Source organism: Bacillus sp. AC266 (assembly GCF_979253805.1).
Genome location: NZ_CEEDEC010000003.1, coordinates 30,594 through 52,890, shown reverse-complemented (window position 1 = coordinate 52,890; position 22,297 = coordinate 30,594). Strand labels below are relative to the sequence as shown.

Sequence of the window (22,297 nt, the reverse complement as noted above, 5' to 3'; positions counted from 1 at the left end):
ATAATTTGAAGTATAGAGAATATTTTTCACTAACTCATCCTCAACAAAGGATTTGGTATATGGAGAAAATTAATCCTCATCAGCCATTGCATAATATTGGGGGAACAGTAAAGATACAAGGAGAAGTGGATTTTGATTGTCTTGAGAAAGCAATTAATTATTTTATAAAAAAAAATGATGGAATCAGGCATCGATTTGTAGAATCGGATGAGAAGGTTCATCAATATGTGGAGAAATATCATAAATATCAAGTTCGATATACTATTTTTAATAGTCAGAAGGATTTAGATACCTGGGTTCAGCAGGAAGCTGCAAAACCTTTCGATATCAATGAACAAGACTTATTTGATTTTGCTTTGTTCAAGTTACAAGATACTAAAGAAGGGGGATATTTCGTTAAGGTCCATCATATAATTTCTGATGGTTGGTCTATGAATCTTTTAACTGAACAGATTTGTAATGCATACACTCAAATTTTGAAAGGTGAAAAAATAACAGATCAGCTTAATAGTACCTATATGTATTGCCTTGAGAAGGAAGAATCCTATTTAACTTCAAAAAGATTTATGAAGGATAAAAATTTTTGGAATGAGAAGTTTAGTAAGCTCCCAATTGTGAAGCGGAAGAACGAAGTAGATTGTGCAAAGGCAAATAGAAAAACATATTCTTTAACAAATAATCAATCGGATGAAATTAAACAATTTGCTACTGACATAAATGTTTCTGTGTACGCATTCTTTGTTGCCCTATATTATATTTACTTAAATAAAGTAAATGGGCAGGATGATTTAATTATTGGAATGCCTGTACTTAATCGAGCGGGGAAAAATGAAAAAAATATTGTGGGGATGTTAACAAGTACTATGCCATTTCGTCATACTGTTGATAGTGAAATGACAGTCATAGATTTTATAAAAGGCATTAATCGTGAATTGGTTCGCTGTTATTATCATCAAAAATATCCATATGATGTATTGGTGAAAGATTTGGAATTAAAGAAAAAGGGATACGGTGATTTATTTGATACATGTATTAACTATTACAATACAAAACTTCCTACTGAAATTAATGGTACACCAATAGAAAATGAAGAATTTTACAATAGGAATCAGATTTATTCAATTCAATTGATTATTCGAGAATGGTCTAGATTAGGAGGATTTAATCTAGATATAGATTATAAGGATCATATGTATACAGAAAAGCAAATTGAACAAATGTATCTTGGAATCAGTCATTTACTGGATCAGATGTTGGAGTCGCCCAATAAAAAGTTAATGGAATTAGAAATTTTACCAGAAGATATGTGGAATAAATTGATATATGAATTTAATGCAACGAATAGGGAGTATCCAAAGGACAAGACAATTCATCAGCTTTTTGAAGAACAAGTAGAAAGGACACCAGATAGAGTTGCGATTTGCCTGGAAGATAAGGAACTTACGTATCGTGAATTGAATGATAGATCTAATCAATTAGCGAGGTATATATTAAAGAAAAATGTAACAAAAGGTACAGTAATAGGAATATCAACTACGCATTCTCTAGAAACAATTATTGGAATTTTAGGGATTTTAAAAGCAGGAGCGGTATATTTACCTATTGATCCACAATATCCATCTGAACGGGTCAATTATATGCTGCAAGATTCAGATATCAATATTCTGTTCACTAATTTTGATATTTCGCATCAATGGGATCTTTCTTTGTATGCGGTTGAGGTTATCCATATAAATGCAGCTCATATTTATATGGGAGATACTTCTAATATTAAAAATAGAAGTGAGCCGACTGACCTTGCTTACATCATATATACATCGGGTTCTACGGGAAACCCTAAAGGTACAATGATTGAACAGAAAGGATTGGTTAATTATATTTCCTGGGCAAATCAAGTATATGTAGGCGCAAGTGAAAATGAAGTTTTCCCATTGTATTCATCTCTTGCTTTTGATCTTACTGTTACAACTATATTTACCCCATTAATTAGTGGTAATCAGATTATTATTTATCCTGCTGATGCAAACGAATATGTATTATATAGAATATTTAAAGAAAAAAAAGCAAGTATTATTAAATTAACTCCATCTCACCTGTTTTTATTGAAAGATTCAGACTTTGTTGGGTGTTCAATTAAAAAAATTATTGTTGGTGGAGAAAATTTAACAGTAGACCTTGCCGCAAACATACAGAAAAAATTAGGTAGAGAAACAAAAATATATAATGAATATGGGCCCACAGAAACAGTTGTAGGATGTATGATTCATCAATTCGATATTGAAAAAGATAAAGGGGTATCTGTTCCTATTGGTGTACCTGCACAAAATATGAAAATATATGTGTTGGACTCCGATCTTCGCCCAGTACCAATGGGAGTTGTTGGAGAAATTTATATTTCTGGGGAAGGTGTTGCAAGAGGATATTTTAACAATCAGGATTTAACAAGAGAGAGATTTATTGTAAATCCATATTCGGCAAAAGAGCAGATGTATAAATCGGGTGATTTAGCTAGATTTATTGAAGGAGATAAGATTGAGTATTTGGGAAGGAAAGATGATCAAGTAAAAGTTCGTGGGTTCCGCATAGAACTAAAAGAAATCGAAATAAACTTGCAAAAATATCCGAGCATTAAGGAAGTGGTAGTGATTGATCAAGAGGATTATGATGGAAACCACTATCTTTGTGCCTACTATACTGAGAATGCTAAGGTGAAGACATCCGAACTATTTAGATTCTTAAAAGAGATCTTACCAGTTTATATGATTCCTTCGTATTTTATTGTGTTGAAAGAAATACCGTTGACGTTTAACGGAAAGCTGGATAGAGAGGCCTTGCCGAAACCTGAAGTTAAAATAGAGAAAAAAACTGAAGGTGAGATAGAAAGTGATTTAGTAGGTATTATACGTGAAGTATTAAATGTTGAAAAAGTAAGTATAAGAGACAACTTCTATCATCTAGGCGGGGATTCCATTAAAGCAATTCAAATTTCTTCTAAGATACGTGAGAAAGGGATTAAAATAAAAACAAAGGATATTTTGGCTAATCCAGTTATTGAAGATATGATTTTATATTTAGAAATGACTAGCACAAAAGAGCAGAAGAGTAATCAACAATGTGTTGGTAGTATTGAAACGATACCATCTATCTCATGGTTTTTTTCGCAAGATTTGAACAATATAAACCATTATACACAGTCAGTGTTAGTCAAAGTAAAGGATGACGTTGAGGTTGGGATACTTGAATCGGCATTTAGCTTATTAGTTTGTCATCACGACGCTTTTCGCTTGAATTACCGGATGGAAACGAAGGAATTATTTTATAATCAAAATAATTACAATAAAAAAATAAAAATAGAATCATTAGATTTATCTGAATTATCAAAAGCAGAGCAAAGTATTCGTATTGCTAGTATTGGAGAAATATTGAAATCGAGCTTTAATATTGAAAATGAAATTCTTCTTAAAGTTTGTATATTTGATTTGGGCGATTTTGGTAAAAGATTATTAATGACAGCTCATCATTTAGCTGTTGATGGTATATCTTGGCGAATTATTTTTGAAGATATAAATCAATTATATAAACAGATAGAAAATAAGCTGAAAACTTCTTTGCCGCCAAAAGATAATTCGGTACAGGATTGGGCAATTGAGTTAAAGAGAATGAGTAAAAAAATTCCAGAATCAGAAAAGCGATACTGGGAGCATGTATATCAATATGAAGAGAATTCATTTAATGATTTTGATTTAGGATTGGATCGTATGGAATTTTGCGAGAAAATGATTAAGAAGTTAACAGAAGAAGAAACTATGCAGCTGTTACAAAAAGCAAATGAAGCTTATCGAACAAAAGGTAATGAACTAATGATTATAGCGCTATCATTGGTAATGGCTAAGTATATTAAAACAAATGATGTGATTATTGAAATTGAAGGGCATGGGCGTGAAGAATTAAATGATGAAATTGATGTATCGCGAACTATTGGATGGTTTACGAGCCTATTTCCAATTCGGTTACAATTTGAGGATGTAGATATATCACAACAAATTAAACAATTAAAAGAGCAATTGCGTAGCGTTCCAAGTAAAGGTCTAAATTATGGAGTTTTAAAGTATATTTCGAAGGAATTAAGTTCCGAATCTCGAAAGTATGTTCGTTTTAACTATTTAGGTGATTTTAATGCTACATTTTCCAATGGAATTTTTGAATTTGCGTATGAAAATTCCGGTCAAGATAACAGCAATAAAAATGAGATGGATTGTTTGCTAGATATCGTTGCGTATACAGTAGATAAAAAGTTGAATTTGTCGATTACGTATAGCAAAAACAAATTTAAACAAGAAACAATATCGCAATTTTTCATGGAGTATATGAATCAATTGAGAGATTTGATTCAACATTGTTGTCAGAGAAAACATGCTGAATTCACCCCATCTGATTTTGAAACGGCAAACCTCTCGAGTGAAGATCTTGAAAATATATTTAATATATGATATTAGAGAGGAGTCATTCAATCATGATGAGAGTAAAAGTTGTTTTGATTACCCTTGTAATATTATTAAATGTACAGATGCTATTTGGGATTCAAATAGCAAATGCAGAGAATGATAGAATGTTTACGGAAAACGATAAAGAACAACTAGACTCGCTTATAAAAAAACAAATGCAAGAAGCCAAAATTCCTGGAATGTCAGTGATAGTAGTCAAAGGTGATCAAGCTGTGTATAAAAAAAGTTTTGGCTATTCAAATCTTGAGACAAAGCAACGTGTAACGGAAAAAACATTATTTGAAATCGGTTCGAATAGTAAGGCGTTTACAGCTCTCGCAATATATCAACTTGTTCAAAAGGGGTTAATTGATTTAAAGGACCCTGTTAGCAAATATTTGCAGTGGTTTCAAATGATATATGAAGGTAATTATAAAGGACAACAACTTAATAAAAATGTTGAAATAACTCTTGAACAGCTTTTATATCATACGAGTGGGATCCCTTTTCATACCATTGGGGACATACCTATCTCAAATGACAATGATGCGTTGGAAAATACAGTTAGAGAAATATTAAATCAAAAATTGGAGACATATCCAGGAGAGCAATTCAATTATGCCAGTATTAACTACGATATTCTAGGATTAGTTATACAAAAAGTTACCAATCAATCTTTTGAACAATACGTTCAGAATAATATATTAAACCAATTTAATATGGGTAATACTTTTTTGTTTAGAAAAGATGTCGCTAAATATGATATGTCAAAGGGATATAAAATAGGTTTTTTAAAGCCTATAGAGTTTAATGCACCTATTTATCGAGGAAATACACCCGCAGGTTATTTTATCTCAAATAATGAAGACATGGAAAAGTGGCTTCGTATGCAGCTTGGGATATATGGACTAAGTGATGATCACCAAAAGGCAATTTATAGTACACATATACCAAACAGATCAGTTCCACCATCTGAGGATGGCTCTTCTTATGCCGGAGGGTGGCAAGTTTTTCAAAATGGTCCTGGTGAAATATCACATGCAGGAAGTAATCCGAATTTCTCCTCTTTCGTTGTATTTCATCCTCAAGAGAAGTTAGGAGTTGCGGTGATGGCTAACATGAACTCCGAGTACACTCAAAATATTGGCCAGGCTATTATGGACACACTTGTGGGGGAGAGTGTGGTGACAAACGGTAAAGATACGTATAAGAGTATTGATGCCTTTTCTGTTACTGTACTTTTGTTTATGGTTCCTTTTTCAATTATTACTCTATACTTCATTTTCATAGTTATGATTCAGGTGTATAAGAAAAAAAGGAAGTTGGAAAAAAATAAATTTAAAAGTATTTGTATTCCCTTTATAACGTTTCTGTTTGCGTTCTTAGCTGGGTATGCCCTTTATAAAATTCCATTTGTATTTTTCGGGAGACTTTCTTGGGATTTTGTTAATGTTTGGTTACCTATCAGTATGAGTTTTGCGGTATGGGCTACTTTAATTAGTATTGTACTGTTCTGCCTATATTTATCTTTAATAACTGTTTTTCCTTTGCATAATAAGAAAAATTTTTTTCCGATTTTTGTGTTGAGTGTAACCAGTGGTTTTGGAAATGCGATGATTATTTTTATTATTAATGAAGCTTTAACTAGAAGTAATTATTCAAGCAACAATAGTTTGTTTTTATATTTTTTGCTAGGAATTATTACTTATGTATTAGCGCAAAAATTGGTACGGACGCAGTTGATTACCATTACAAATAATCTGATTTATGAAAAAAGGACCCAGTTAATTAACGATATATTAAAAAATCCTTATGAAAAAATTGAAAAAATAGAGTCAGAAAGAATTCAAACCACCTTAAATAATGATACAGAAGCTATCAGTAATTATGCTGCCACCATAATTACTGGTTTGACTGATTCAATTACACTTTTATGTTGTTTGGTTTATTTGGGAGTAATTAATGTTTATGGACTGCTTGTTTCTATTGCAGTTATTTTGGTTGCAGCAGGTATGTATTATGTAGCTGGAAAATCAGCTAATAATCTTTGGGAACAAACAAGAAACATCCAAAACACTTTTTTTAGATATATAAACGATCTCATTGGCGGTTATAAAGAGTTAAGCATAGGAAAGTCAAAGCGAGAAGAGTTTGGACAAGGGATGCAAGAGAGCTGTGAGGATTATAAGGATAAGCGGATTCAAGGTGGTCTTAAGTTTGCTAATGTTTTTATTATTGGTGAATTGCTGTTTGTTATGGTAATTGGGGCTGTTACATTTTTATTTCCGCTTTTATTTAAAGGGGTACAGAGTGAGTTTTTAAGAAGCTATGTTTTTGTTTTTCTTTATATGACAGGACCGCTACATAGTATACTCAATACTATCCCTAATGCGATTCAAATGAAAATTAGTTGGAAGAGAATAAATGATTTTTCAAGGTATTTAAAAACCGAAACTAATAAGACAGACGTAAACAGTACTTTGATACCTCAAAGTAAAATAAACATGGAGATTAAAGAGGTAGTATATCAATACGAAAGTGAACATGGAGAACCTTTTCAAGTTGGGCCAATTAATTTTGAACTTAAATCAGGAGAGGTTGTATTTATAACCGGTGGCAATGGTAGTGGTAAATCAACTCTTGCTAAACTAATTACAGGTTTGTATTCTGCAAATAGCGGAAACATATTTGTTAACAATCAACAAATAAATCAGGAACAGTTAAGAGAGCTATATTCCGCAATATTTAGTGATTTTTATTTGTTTACAAAAGTCTATGGTATTGACTATAGCTCAAAGGAAGAAGAAATAAAAAAATATTTGAAAATATTACGTATCGATGAAAAAGTACAAATTCAAAATGGAGAATTTAGTACAACTAAACTTTCAACAGGACAACGAAAAAGACTAGCACTATTAATTAGCTATTTAGAGGATAAATCTATTTATCTATTTGATGAATGGGCGGCAGATCAAGACCCTGAATTTAGACATTTTTTCTATACAGAACTATTGGCTGAATTAAAGGAAAAAGGAAAAGCTATCATTGCTATTACTCATGATGATAGGTATTTTCATATCGCGGATAAAATTATCAAGATGGAAAGAGGAGAAATTATAGAAAATATGAAGAAGCATAATTATTTAGATTCATTTGATTGTCTCAAGGAGGAGCTCAATGATGATAAAATTGGATAAACAAAATTTGGAAGATATTCTTGGTTTAACACCAATACAGGAAGGGTTGTTATTTCACTACTTAAAAAATCCTCAAAGTGATGAGTATTTTGAACAGATATGTTTGGGGATTTTAGGTAGAGTTGATGCAGGATTGTTTAAGAAAGCTTGGGACGCGGTTGTCCAAACAAATGAGCAGTTACGTACACTATTTCGTTGGGAAAAAGTGAAAACTCCTGTTCAAATAGTATTGAAAGAACATACCCCTCATATTAAAATAATTGATCTTACACACAAGAGTGAAAGTGAAAAAAATATTTTACTAGAAGAGATAAAAGTTAAAGATCGTGAAAAAAAGTTTAATCTTCGTGAAATACCATTCAGGGTTACTTTGTGCATATTAGCAGAAGAAAGACATGAAATGATTATAAGTAATCATCATATTATATATGATGGCTGGAGTAATGGAATTATTTTAAAAGAATTCCTAAACGCATATCGATGCCTTAGTGAATCAGAAACTTACAATCTGCCTACTAAAAAAAAATATAAAGATTTTATTAAATATATTCAAAAACAGGATAAAGAAGGGCAGAAAGTATTTTGGCAAGAGTATTTAAAAGGATTTAACTCGCAAAATAGATTGGAAGTAACAAAAAAGAAACATAAATCAATTCGAAAAGATCATCAGTATCGTATTCAATTTTCAAGGGATAAGTTGGAAGGATTTGCGAAGGGAAATGAAGTTACTCTTGCCGCCCTTGTTTATAGTTTATGGGGAATTGTGCTACAAAAGAATCATAATATCGATGACATTATTTTTGGCGCAACTATTTCGGGTAGAGCAGGAACATTTAATGGGATTGAAGAAATGGTAGGCCTATTTATAAATACAGTTCCATTAAGAGTTAAAAAGGATTCTGGCGAAACATCTATAGAACTTATCAAAAAGTTAAATAAGACATTGCAGGATTGGGAATTGTATGGGACATCATCTTTAGTAGATATAAAAAAATATAGTGAATTGGATACGGAAATCGACCTTTTTGATACTATTGTTGTTTTTGAAAACTACCCTTTAGATCAGACGATACTGACAAACAAAAATAGAATCGCTTTGAACTCATATTCCACCTTTGAAATGACTAATTATGGCTTATCTATTAGTATAAGTTTGCACAAAGATATTGAGATATGTTTCAGTTACAACGAACAATTATATGAATCATCTAAAATTGAGCGTTTAGCTCAGCATTTTACTATAATTGCAGAAGCAGTCATAAAAAATCCTCATAAAAAAATAGAAGAGATTGATATCGTATCTATTGAAGAGAAAAAACAAATCCTTTTGGAATTTAATAATACTCGTAAAACATATTCACATCAGTTGACGATTAGTCAGTTGTTTGAGCAACAAGCGATGAAAACCCCGGATAATGTTGCGATTGTATATAAAAATAGGACTATGACTTATGAAGAATTAAATGACATATCCAATAACTTATCAAATGAACTGCTTAGAAAAGGAGTGAAAAAGGGTGAGATTATTGGAATCATGACGGATCCATCAATTGAAATGCTAATAGGGATAATTGCTATTTTAAAAGTCGGAGCTGCATACTTGCCAATTGATCCAGAATATCCAGAGTCAAGGAAAATGTATATGATACAGGATAGTCAAACAAAGTTCATATTGACCAGTAAGGATGTAATTAATAAAAACGACTATGTAATTGGAAAATTCAACAATGATTGTATTTTTATATTGGATAATAGTAGAAAAATTTCGGGTGAGACTCTTCTACCAAAAGTAAACCTTAGTCCGAATGATTTATTTACGGTTTTGTATACTTCAGGTACTACAGGAAAACCTAAAGGTGTAATGATAGAAAATCGAAATGTTGTTAATCTTGTTCAGTGGTTTGGAAAAACATTTAATATAACGGAAAAAACAAATCTATTACAACTAACAAATTATGTGTTTGATCCGAGTATTGAGGATTTTTTCGGTACATTACTTTATGGAGCGACATTACATATAGCCGAAAAGAATTTAATTTTAAATAAGGAGCATTTTTGTGATTATGTTGATCAACATGAAATTCATATTATTAATTTCATACCGACTGTATTAAAAGAATTATTATGTCATGATCGCAAATTGCAGAGTTTACACACAGTTATTTCAGGTGGAGAAAGACTAGAAGAATCATTAAAAGATGCACTGATTGATAGAGGATATAAATTATATAATAATTATGGTCCAGCAGAAACGACAGTGGATGCTTTAAGTGTTGAATGTTCAGAAAATACCGTCTCTTTAGGACGGCCGATTTCAAATGTTAGATGTTATATATTAGATAAAGATAAAAATATTAGTCCAATAGGTGTTCCTGGTGAGTTGTATATTGCTGGAGACGGTGTAGGAAGAGGGTATTTGAATCTACCAGAATTTACAAATGAAAAGTTTATGAATGATCCCTTTAATCCAAATGATCGTATGTATAAAACAGGGGACTTAGGAAGATGGCTTCCAAACGGAGAAATCGAGTTTCTTGGAAGAGAGGATCATCAGGTGAAAATCAGAGGGTATCGGATTGAACTTTCAGAAATTCATAATTTAATATTAAAAAGGAACTACATTGAAGATGTTGCTGTAATTGATTGGGAAATTAATAATGGGAAAAAAGTTATCTGTGCATATATCGTTTCCCATGTTCAGGTTAACATGGAGGAACTTAAGGGATTTTTAGCAAAAGAATTACCAGATTATATGCTTCCGTCATACTATATTCAGCTAGAGAGTCTGCCCTTAACTTCCATAGGAAAGCTTGATCGAAGGAACTTACCGGCTCCTCAAATTCATACTTATAAAGGTTACGTTGCTCCAAAAAATAAAGTTCAAGAAGAACTAGTAGAGGTATGGTCTGCAGTATTGGGTCTACATCAGGGGGAAATTGGTATACATGATAACTTCTTCGAGTTGGGAGGAGACTCAATTTTAAGTATTCAAATAGTAGGTAAAGCGCTTCAAAAGGGTATAGAGATTACCGTGAGTCAGATGTTTGAGAACCAAACGATAGCAGAACTGGCGGATTGTATTGCAGATATTAAAGAAAGCTATAGTGAAGATCAAATAGAAGAACCTGAGACTGGAGAAGTGCTTCTTACACCGATTCAAAAGTGGTTTTTTGAGCAAGATTTGGAAAATTATCATCATTGGAATCAATCTGTGCTATTGGAAACACGAGCAGGTATAAATCCGAATTTGTTGCATGAAAGTTTTCGTATACTTACAAATTATCATGATAGTTTTAGGCTCCGTTATTATCAAAGGGCTGGAGAATGGATTCAAGTTTATTCAGAGTCCGATGAGAATGTGTTATTTGAATTACATGATTTTAATAATAGTCATATGCATGAAATTTTATCAAAATTGCAGTATGAATTAAACATTACAGATGGGCCATTAATTAAAGTTGCATATTTTGATTCTGGGGATCAGGAAAAAGGAAGATTGTTTATAACAGTACATCATCTTGTAATAGACGGATATTCATGGCGACTTATGCTGGACACTCTACAGATGATATATGAACAGCTTATAAATAGTGGCTCTGTTCAACTTCCAGTGAAAGGCCTCTCTTTTAAAAAATGGTCTGAGCATCTCTATGAATATGCTTATTCCAATCAATTAAAAGATGAACTTGCTTTTTGGAAGAACAATGTCCCTTCTTCTGTAAATACTATACCTATTGACATGGAAGGGGGGAGAAATGATGAAAACTCTGCTCGTACACTTTCTTTTATGTTGACGGAGAAAGAAACAAAGTATTTACTGCATGACACGTATCAATTATTTAAAATGAGAATTGATGATATTCTGCTTTCCGCACTTTCTAGTACATTAGCAAATTGGAGTGGTGAAACACTAGTTGATTTGGAGGGCCATGGTAGGAATCCTTTGTTAAAAGAGTACGACACTTCAAGAACTGTAGGATGGTTTACTTGTGTATATCCTATTGTTATGGGCGACATTGAAAAAGAGAAGGGCATAGCAGAAATATTGAAGCAAGTAAAAGAGCGGTATCGTGCTATACCAAATGGTGGAATTGGTTATGAAATTTTATATTACTTAGCAGAGAAAGAGATGCGAGGGCAAATTTCGTCTAGGAAAAGGGCACAAATAAGCTTTAATTATTTAGGACAGTTCGAACAAGCAATTAAAAAACAGCAGTTATTTAATATATCGGATGTGAATACAGGACCAACCCGTGATTTGAATGGAATTAGAAGTCACTTGCTTGAAATTGAATGTATGATCGTTGATAAAAAATTATGTGTAGAATGGAAATATAGTGCGAATAGTCATTTGGTTGAAACCATTCAAGGCTTGGCAAAGGACTTTGTCAACAATTTGAAGGATATAATTGACCACTGTCAAACAAAAGAAGGTACATATTTGACGCCTTCAGATTTCCCACTTGTCTCCATAGATCAAAAGAAAATTGATGAATGGATTGAGGTATATAAAAATATAGAAGATATATACATGCTTTCACCTGTACAACAAAGTATGGTTTTTCATCATATCTATTCACCAAAATCGTCAGTAACTGTGGAGCAAACAATATTTTCAATAAAATCAAAACTAGATATTGAGATATTTGAAAAGGCTTGGCAAAAACTTTTAGATAGACATGAAAGTTTAAGAACATCATATCATTGGGAAGGACTAGAAGAACCTGTACAGATTGTTCATAAAGATCTAAAAATTCCTTTTCAAGTTTTAGATTGGACAAATTTTTCGAAATCTGAAGGATTGCAAAAGTTAGAACAACTTATTGAGGAAGATCGTAAGAAGGGATTCGACCTTTCAAAACCACCACTTATGAGGATTTTGGTCATTAAGCAAGAAGAGTATGCCTATGATGTAGTATGGACGCATCATCACCTTCAGTTAGATGGTTGGTGTAATAGCATCCTCTTTAAGGAACTGGGTCAGTGTTATGAAGCATTATGTGTTGACGAAAAGATAACATTTGGACATGTATATTCATTTAAAGATTATATCGACTGGTTACGTAGGCAAGACAAGAAGAAAGCGGAACAATTTTGGAGAACCGAGTTAGATGGATTTAAAACACCTATACGATTCAATAATATTTTTCCTGCAAAAAATTCAAATCAGTTATCTGCTTTTGGAGATGTAGTATACGAAGTGTCTGAAGACAAACAACAGATAATTCAAGACTTTACTAGAAAGAATCGGATTACACTAAATACTATGATTCAGGGGGCTTGGGCAATTCTTTTAAATCGCTACTCCCAAGAAACAGATATTATTTTTGGGGTAACTTCATCAGGGCGTCCGGCCGAGTTAGAAGGTTCGGATTCAATAATTGGTTGCTTTATGAATACTCTTCCTTTTAGGGTAAAGATAAATAAAAATGTAAATTTGATTAAATGGCTTAAAGATGTACAACTGAAGCAGGTTGAAATGCGTCAATATGAATATACCTCACTCGTTGATATAAGAAGTTGGATTGATATGCCAAGAAGCTCTGCCTTATATGATTTGTATGAGAGTATTGTAATTGTTGAAAACTATCCATTCGATGTGAAATTGAAAGACGGAATTGGTTCATTACAAGTGAAATCAGTACGTATAGATGAACAAATGGATTATCCTTTGGTTGTTTATTGTAATCTACAACCAAAGCTTCAATTGAAGCTACTATTCAATAGTTCCTTTTTAAATGAAACAGAAGCAAATCAGATACTTTCACATTTAATCAATATTTTGTGGGAAATGCTTGTTAGCGAAGATGGTAAGTTAGAGAATATCTCAATGATTTCCGAAAAAGAACTTACACATATTTTAAGTGATAATAATTCTACTTCATTGGATTATCCTAAGAATCAATGTTTTCAGGATTTATTTACTGATCAAGTAAAATTAAATTTAAACAAACCTGCTGTTATACAGGGGAATGAAAGTTTATCTTACACAGAATTAGATATACTTTCAAACCAGTTAGCGCATAAGCTAATTAAATTAGGGGTAGGGCCTGAAATACCTGTGGGAGTGTATGTTGAACGTTCACCTAAAATGATTGTAGGAATTTTAGCTGTTTTAAAAGCTGGTGGAGCTTTTCTACCTATAGATATGGATTATCCTGGCGAAAGAATAAATTTGATGTTGAAAGATGCCCAAGTACCTATATTACTCACCCAAAATAATTTACAGTCGAAGATTAGAGATTATCAGGGGCATACCGTTTGTCTTGATATAGAATGGGATTCAGTGCGCGAAGAACCAAAAAACCAACCGAGTGTTAGAATTGAACCCCAGAATTTGGCATATATCATCTATACTTCGGGTTCTACTGGTCGACCAAAAGGTGTAATGATGTCTCATGAAGCAGTTGTAAGCCACTCCATTGATATTTGCAAACGTTATGAGCTGACACCGGAGGATCGTGTTCTTCAGTTTTCTTCGATAAGTTTTGATATTTCACTTGAACAGATTTTTACAACACTAGCTGCAGGAAGTTCTCTTGTTTTGCGTGATAAGAATATATGGACTCCTTATCAGTTTTCTCAGAAATGTGTTGAACTTGGACTCTCAGTTGTTAATCTACCTACAAATTATTGGGGCGAAATTGTACAAGAATGGTATACAAGACCAGAAATAATTCCAGATAGTAACCTCAGACTCGTTATAGTTGGTGGGGAACAAATGCCAGCGGAGAAAGTAGGGATGTGGGAACAGTTACCTTTAGAAGATATTATTTTGTTAAATGCATATGGACCTGCTGAAACGGCGATGACAAGTACTTTATATGAAGTGTCTGGAAAAAGAACTAAAAGTGCCGACTTAAAAGTTATTCCCGTGGGAAAACCACTTGCTAACAGGCGCATTTATATCCTTGATGAGAACATGCACCCTTTGCCGATTGGAGTGAAGGGGGAAATATTCATAGGTGGCATACCTTTAGCTAGAGGTTATATTAACAATTCTAAGTTGACGAAGGATAAGTTTATTCGAGATCCGTATTATCATAATTATGGAAAAATGCTTTATAAAACAGGAGATATGGGGAAATTACTTTGCGATGGTAACATTGAGGTTCTGGGGCGGAAGGATGACCAAACAAAAATACGAGGGCATCGAATTGATATAGGAGAGATTGAAGTTGTTTTAAACAAATGTGATAACATAAAAAACTCTATAGTTGTCGTGAAGAATGGAGTAGCAAATGATAAGTATCTTGTTGCATTCTATGATTCCCCCTCACATGGTACAAATAATCAATGCAGTATAAGGGGTTTTTTGCGGAAAAAACTTCCTGAATATATGATTCCTTCTTATTTTATTCAACTAGGAAGCCTTCCGCTCAGTCCGAATGGAAAAATTGATCGGAAGTCCCTAGAAAATATGGAGATTAAAGTACAGTTTGATGAAGAATATCAAAAACCTTATAATACGATACAACAAAAACTTGTAAGTATTTGGAGAAAGATACTGGGAACTGATGGTGTAGGCATTAATCATCATTTCTTTGAAATTGGGGGACAATCATTAAAAGCAATAACACTTGTTTCTGAAATTCATAGGGAATTTGAAGTTGAACTTCCACTTGGAAATATATTTGCATTTCCTACTATTAAGGAATTGGCTGTAATCATTGAAGAAATGATGGGAAAAAAAGAAACATATGAAGCGATTCGTCTAGCACCACCACAGGAGTATTATGAAGTCTCTCCAGCACAAAAAAGTATGTATATTGTTAGTCAATTGAATGGTGCATCTACAAACTATAATATTACCGGAGCAGTATTTCTTGAAGGGGAAGTTAATATAGTACAGATAGAAAAGGCATTGCAAGCTTTAATTAATCGCCATGAAAGCTTGCGAACATCATTTAAACAAGTACAAGGGAAAATAGTTCAAAAAATCCATCAGAATCCTGAATGGAATATGCAACACTTGTATGCAGATGAACAAAATTTTGAGAGTGTTGTTGAAACATTTATTAGACCATTTGATTTAGAGAAAGGGCCCTTGTTCAGAGCAGCAATTGTGGAGGTGCTACCATCATCGAAATATTTGCTTGTTTATGATATGCACCATATTATATCCGATGGTTTATCAATGGGAATTTTAATTAGAGAGTTTGCATCTCTTTATCAAAAAAATAATTTGCCAGACGTAAGAATTCAATACAAAGATTTTTCAAACTGGCAAAACAAAATGATAGAATCCGGGAACTGGAAACTAAAAGAACTGTACTGGCTTGAAATATTTTCAAAAGAAATACCATTACTCAATTTACCAACTGATTATCCAAGGTTAGATGAGCCAATGTTTGAAGGTGATGTAGTTCAATTTAATTTGGATGCATATTATACATCTAAATTAAATGAAATCTCAAGCCGAAAAGGAGCTACTCTGTACTCATTATTACTTTCGGCATTCAATATACTACTGTTTAAATATAGCGGACAAGAAGACATTATAATTGGAAGCCCGGTAGCAGGAAGACTGAATTCTGAATTAGAAAATGTGGTAGGTATGTTTGTTAATACACTTGCGCTCAGAAATTATCCTACTTCAGAGAAACGGTTTGAGGATTTTTTGAAAGAAGTTGCAAGCCACACACTTCAAGCTCTCGAACATCAGGAATATTCATTTGAGATGCTCGTTGATAAGCTACAATTGCGAAAAAATGTGAATCGTCATCCTCTGTTTGATGTGATGTTTGCTTTTGAAAATGTTGATGCAGTATGGGCGGAAATAGGTGATTTTGAAATTAAACCGTACGAGTATACGAATCGTACATCTAAATTTGATTTAGAGCTGAAAGTAACTGAGCAGGATGGACAACTTCGTTTTATATTTGAATATAGTACAGGTTTGTTCCGTAAAGAAACGATAGAACGAATGGCGGAACATTTCGTTAAAATTATTGATACTATCATAGAGGACATTACTATTCCAATTGAGGAAATTGATCTAGTAACCATGAAAGAAAAAAATAGAATAGGTGTTTTTAATAATACTGATACTTTGTATCCAGAAGAAAAAACGATTAAACGTATATTTGAAGAACTGGTGGAAAAACATCCGAATCGTACTGCTGTAGTGTTTGGACAGAGAACAATAACTTATAAGGAATTAAATGATAAAGCAAATCAATTAGCTAAACACTTGATTAAGAAGGGGGCAGGAAGTGATACAGTAATCGCTTTATTAGCTGAGCCTTCTATTGAAATGATCATTGGACTATGGAGTATTATTAAAAGCGGGGCAATTTATTTACCTCTTGATCCGGAGTTTCCATTAGAACGAATAAATAGCATGATTGAAGACAGTGATACAATTCTTCTTTTGACCCAGTCTCACTTAGTAACTTCTAATGATTTTACTTGTGAGGTTATGGAATTGGAAGATAAGAGCTTATTTTTTGAATGTCCTTCAAATATAGAGGAAAGAAGTACAGTTGATAATCCAATATATATTATTTATACATCTGGTACCACTGGGCTCCCAAAAGGGGTACCGATTAAGAATCAAAGCTTGGTAAATTATATTTCATGGTTCACACGAGAAGCAAGTATAACGTATAGGGATAAAACACTACTATTATCTTCCTTTGCATTTGATTTAGGATATACAAGTTTGTATACAGCTTTATTAAATGGGTGTGAGTTACATTTAGTTCCAAAAGAACATTATATGCTCCCAGAAACCCTTATCACATATTTGAAAGAGAAAAAGATAAGTTATATAAAACTGACTCCTTCACTATTTAATTATTTAGTTAACCATCGTATGGTTGAAGATTATGAGAATTGCATGGCGCTAAGGTTAATCGTATTGGGCGGTGAAGAAGTGAAGTCAGCTGATATTAGTAAGTTTAATAGGGTGTATCCGCAAACTGTAATTATGAATCACTATGGACCTACAGAAACTACTATTGGCGCTCTATTTCACAAATTTAATGCTACTGATTTTGACCTTGTATCCAAGGGAACGGTTATTGGAAAACCAGTAGATAACACGAAAATATTCATTTTGGATAGAGGTCAAAAACTTGTTCCACTTGGAATGGCTGGTGAAATTTGTATTGGGGGAGTAGGAGTGACAGAAGGTTATTTGAATCAAATTGATTTAAATAGCGAAAAGTTTATTACGGTTTCACCTTTGGGACATGAAAAAATCAAACTCTATAGAACGGGAGACTTAGGGAGGCTCACATGCCATCAAGAAGTAGAATTTCTCGGAAGAATTGACAATCAATTAAAAATTCGAGGATATAGAGTGGAGTTAGAAGAAATAAATTCAGTACTGTTGCAACACGATATGATACTTGATGCAATTGTTGTTCCAAAAAAAGATAAAGAAAATAATAATATACTATGTGCTTATATTGTGTTGAAAGAGAATGAGAATGGGTGGGGAATAAGGGAATACCTTTCAAGTAAGATTCCTTACTACATGATGCCCTCTATCTTTATTAAGTTAGATAGAATTCCTTTGACTCCAAATGGTAAGCTAAATGTTAAAGCACTCCCAGAAATTAAGGATGAATTATTGATAAAAACTAATTATGAACTGCCTGAGGATCCAATTGAAAAAACTGTTGCACAAATGTGGGAAGAAACTCTTAATGTTAAGCAAATTAGTATGAATGACTCGTTTTTTGAAATGGGTGGAAACTCATTGTCGTTAATGCTTTTAATGGCAGAAATTCACAAAAAGTTTAGTGTAGATATATCGTTAAGAGAAGCGTTTAAAGCACTAACAGTAAGAGGTATAAGTAAGCATATAAAGAAAAGATCTGAAAGTAAGTATGTGTCATTACAACCTGTGGAAAAGTGCGAATATTACGACCTTTCTTCAGCTCAGAAAAGGATATATACACTACAACAGATGGAAGGGATTGGAACTAGTTACAATATGCCAAGAGCAACCTTACTAGAAGGTGAAATCAATCTGGATAAATTGGAAAAAGCTTTTTGTGAGATTGTAAAGAGACATGAGGCATTTCAAACATCTATTGAAGTAGTAGATGGTGTGCCCAAACAACGAATTCAGGGAGAAGTGGATATAGAAATTAGTTATTCTGTTTTAGATGAACATTTATGTTCTAATCCATCAAGTAAGCTGAATGTCGAACTGGAAAATATAATTGATGAATTTATTGAACCTTTCGACTTAAGTAAAGCCCCTTTAGTAAGAGTTAAGATCATTCGCTTAAGTAGTCATAAACATGTGCTCTTAACAGATATGCACCATTTGATTTCAGATGGATATTCAGTCAATATTTTACTGCAGGAGTTATCAGAATTATATCAAGGAAAACTGTTACAGGAAAACCCTATTCAATATAAAGAATTCGTTTATTGGCAGAATGAGTTTTTAAAGACAAGTGCTGCAAGTATACAAGAAAAATATTGGTTAGATGTACTTTCAGGGGATCTTCCAGTATTAGATATGCCTACGGATTTTCCTAGACCAATTATACAAAGCTTTGAAGGAAATAGTTTTATTTTTGAAGGCGGAAATGAATTAAAGCAACGTTTAGACAATTTATGTTTAGAAACAGATACGACATTGTACATGATTTTGTCTGCAGCTTATAGTATTTTGTTATCAAAATGTTCCTCGCAGCACGATATAATTGTAGGAATGCCTATTTTAGGGCGGACACATTCTGATTTGAAAAATATCATTGGTATGTTTGCAAATACTATTGCAATTAGAAGTTTCCCTATTGAGAAAAAAAACTTTACGGAATTTTTGTCAGAGATTAAAGAACAGTTAATTAAAGCGTATGATAATCAAGATTACCAGTTTGATATGATTATTGATAAGTTAAAAATTAAGAGAGACTTAGGGAGAAACCCTATATTTTCTACAATGTTAGCTTTTCAAGAATCTCAAATCAATGAAAGTATAATGGGGAATTTGAAAATGACGCCTGTTCAATATAGAAATAAAATTTCGAAATTTGATTTAACCTTATTTGTAGAAAAAGGAAAAAAAGAGTTGTTTTTTGAATTTGAATATGCAAGTAGTTTGTATAGAATGGAAACTATAAAAAAATTAGCGGAGAATTTTTTAGGTATCTTAGACACGATTAGTTCAAATAAAGAAATAAAATTAGAAAATATTGAGATTGAAGGGTTAGTAATCGAGAATACAGAAATTGAAAATGTCAAATTTAATTTTTAAGATAGATAAGATATTGGTTATTGAGGCTATTCCTAATATGATACTTTAGGAATAGCCGTTTCATATAAATGCATTCTTTAAATATCTATAAAAAATAAAAGGATATATTGTATAGAAAAGGTTAGCTTTTAATTATAATTAAAACGATGATATAGAAGTGGCGATATAAAGGGAGTTCTCTATCATGGAGAGACTTAAAGAAGTGTTTCATTTTGTTTAGGATAGCGGTATCGTAGTTCATGATCTAGATAGTTATACGTTTTTACGAAAAGGTTTGGTAAGGAACAGTAATAGAGCGTTACGTAAGTGAGGTGCTAGGTGTGGAAGGAGAAGCAACCATTCTTGAAGTGGATGGTGATAGAATTGAATTACTTACACCAACGAATACTATACCTTCTCCAATGGCACGATTTATAAATAAAAAGGTGTTACGTAATAACGTAACACCTTTTTATTTATGTATTTCACATTTTCTTCACAAATGATTCACGAGAACTTTTCTTCTTAGGAAACTTACATAAATATATTTTATGATATAATAACAATCGACTTTAAAAATGTAAGTTGTTTTAATTAAAGTAGCTGCTATTATATTAGAAGTTTAAAGGTGGGGAGAAAGAAAGCGTCATGTTGTATAAAAAAATACTTAATCAGGTTAATATTTCGCCAGGAAATCAAACTAGGAAGTATAAAGTAATGAAAGTGTAGCGAGAAAGAAGAAAGAAGTGAAATGATTGTGAAAGTAATACGAAGGTTAGGGGCATGGCTATTAATAGCGTGCGTGTTTATCATATTGATACCAAAAAGCGCATCTGCTCATGCGTATGTTGTGAAATCAAATCCTGCTGAAAATGAAACGTTAAAGAAAGCACCATCTGTTGTGAAAATTGAATTCGATGAGGACATACAAGTTTCAAGTTTTAATACATTGTTCGTAAGAGACACCTCAGGTAAAAGAGTAGATTTAAAAGATGCACATATTGATAAGAAAAACAAAAAAATATTAGAGGCTGGGTTAAAAGAGAATCTCAAAAATGGTCTTTACTCTATTCAGTGGAAAGCTATTTCAGCTGATGGACATCCGATTCAAGGAGTTATTCCATTCCGTATTGGATTAGCAGAAGCGGGAACAGATGATATACAAGTAGAAGAGATGGGCTATGTTCCGCAAATCGATATGATCATGGAACGTGGGGTTCTATATACAAGTTTCTCACTATTTTTAGGAGTTCTATTCTTTAATCTTATTATGTATAAAGGGAATGCAACCTCAGTTCAATCAAGGAGTAAGAGAATAATATGGATATCATTATTTGGGATATTTATTAGTTTACTATTCAATCTACCATTGCAGGCGAAAATAAATGCTGATGTTTCATGGTTAGAAGCATTCGATCCTTTATTATTAAAAGAAACATTACAGCTATCTGTTTTTGGTTATGTATGGATCACTCAAATGGCTCTTATTAGTACGCTTATAATTGTTACATATTTTGCAGTGAAGAGTGAGAGGCTTTCGTCGTTTAAAGTATGGAGCATTCCAATTGTATTATTTATGGGGTTACTGGTTATGAAAGCTTTCAATAGTCATGCATATGGATTAAAGTTTAAAGAAATTGCTGTCGTTATGGACTTTCTACATTTATTCGCAGCTTCGTTATGGATTGGGGGGCTATCATCGATTGTTCTTCTTTTACGTAAAGAGGATGACAAGTGGACTATGTATTGGGATGCGATTAAGCGTTTTTCGCCATGGGCAACAGGTGCTGTCATAGTGATTTTATTAACGGGTCTTTTTAACAGTACATTTTTTATTCCCACAATCCATTCCCTATTTGATACGAAGTATGGATTGGCCTTATTAGCAAAGATACTTTTATTCGTGTGTATGGGGATATTGGGAATTATTCATTATGTGAAAGGGAGAATGCGAGCGCAGCAAAGGTTAGGAGCTACGGTGAAAGTAGAGTTTATCATTGGAATTATCGTTTTCGTAATCGTAGCGTTTATGACAAATGTACAAACGCCGCCGATGCCTCCTACGGGACCTTTTACAGAGAGTAAACAATTAGATAATGGATATGAACTTACTTTACATGTAAGTCCTAATAAGGTAGGACAGAATACATTTCATATTACTTTGAAGGATGAGAATGGACAGCCTGTTACTGATATGGAACAAATTGTATTGACGACTCAATCTTTAGATATGAATATGGGCAAAGGTTCATTTAAAGTTTCGGCAGTGTCACCGGGAGAATATGAAGCGGAAGGTATGTATATTAACATGACAGGAAACTGGAATATACAAGTTCACGGATTAACAAAATCTCTTGATAGTTTCGATACGGATTATAAATTTATTGTAGGTGGCAGATAAAAAAGACGTTATA

General features: G+C 32.8%; 4 protein-coding genes and 1 pseudogene. All 5 read left to right on the top strand.

Annotation, left to right across the window (positions count from 1 at the left end; genetic code table 11):
- Positions 1-5 precede the first annotated feature (5 nt).
- A complete protein-coding gene (locus tag AC0IXC_RS13510; RefSeq protein WP_471652952.1) occupies positions 6-4,490 on the top strand; it encodes an amino acid adenylation domain-containing protein in 4,485 nt (1,494 codons plus the stop codon).
- 23 nt (positions 4,491-4,513) lie between these two features.
- A complete protein-coding gene (locus AC0IXC_RS13505; protein WP_471652951.1) occupies positions 4,514-7,681 on the top strand; it encodes a cyclic peptide export ABC transporter in 3,168 nt (1,055 codons plus the stop codon).
- Entirely contained in the window at positions 7,665-19,904 is a 12,240-nt protein-coding gene (locus AC0IXC_RS13500) for an amino acid adenylation domain-containing protein (RefSeq protein ID WP_471653063.1), read from the top strand. The genes AC0IXC_RS13505 and AC0IXC_RS13500 overlap by 17 nt, the downstream gene beginning before the upstream one ends.
- A gap of 229 nt (positions 19,905-20,133) precedes the next feature.
- Positions 20,134-20,329 (top strand): annotated as a pseudogene (locus AC0IXC_RS13495) (VOC family protein); the annotation flags it as partial.
- Positions 20,330-20,634: 305 nt separating this feature from the next.
- Positions 20,635-22,284 carry a copper resistance CopC/CopD family protein gene (locus tag AC0IXC_RS13490; RefSeq protein ID WP_061689777.1) on the top strand — a complete coding sequence of 550 codons (1,650 nt, stop codon included), beginning with the start codon at positions 20,635-20,637 and terminating at the stop codon, positions 22,282-22,284.
- Positions 22,285-22,297 lie beyond the last annotated feature (13 nt).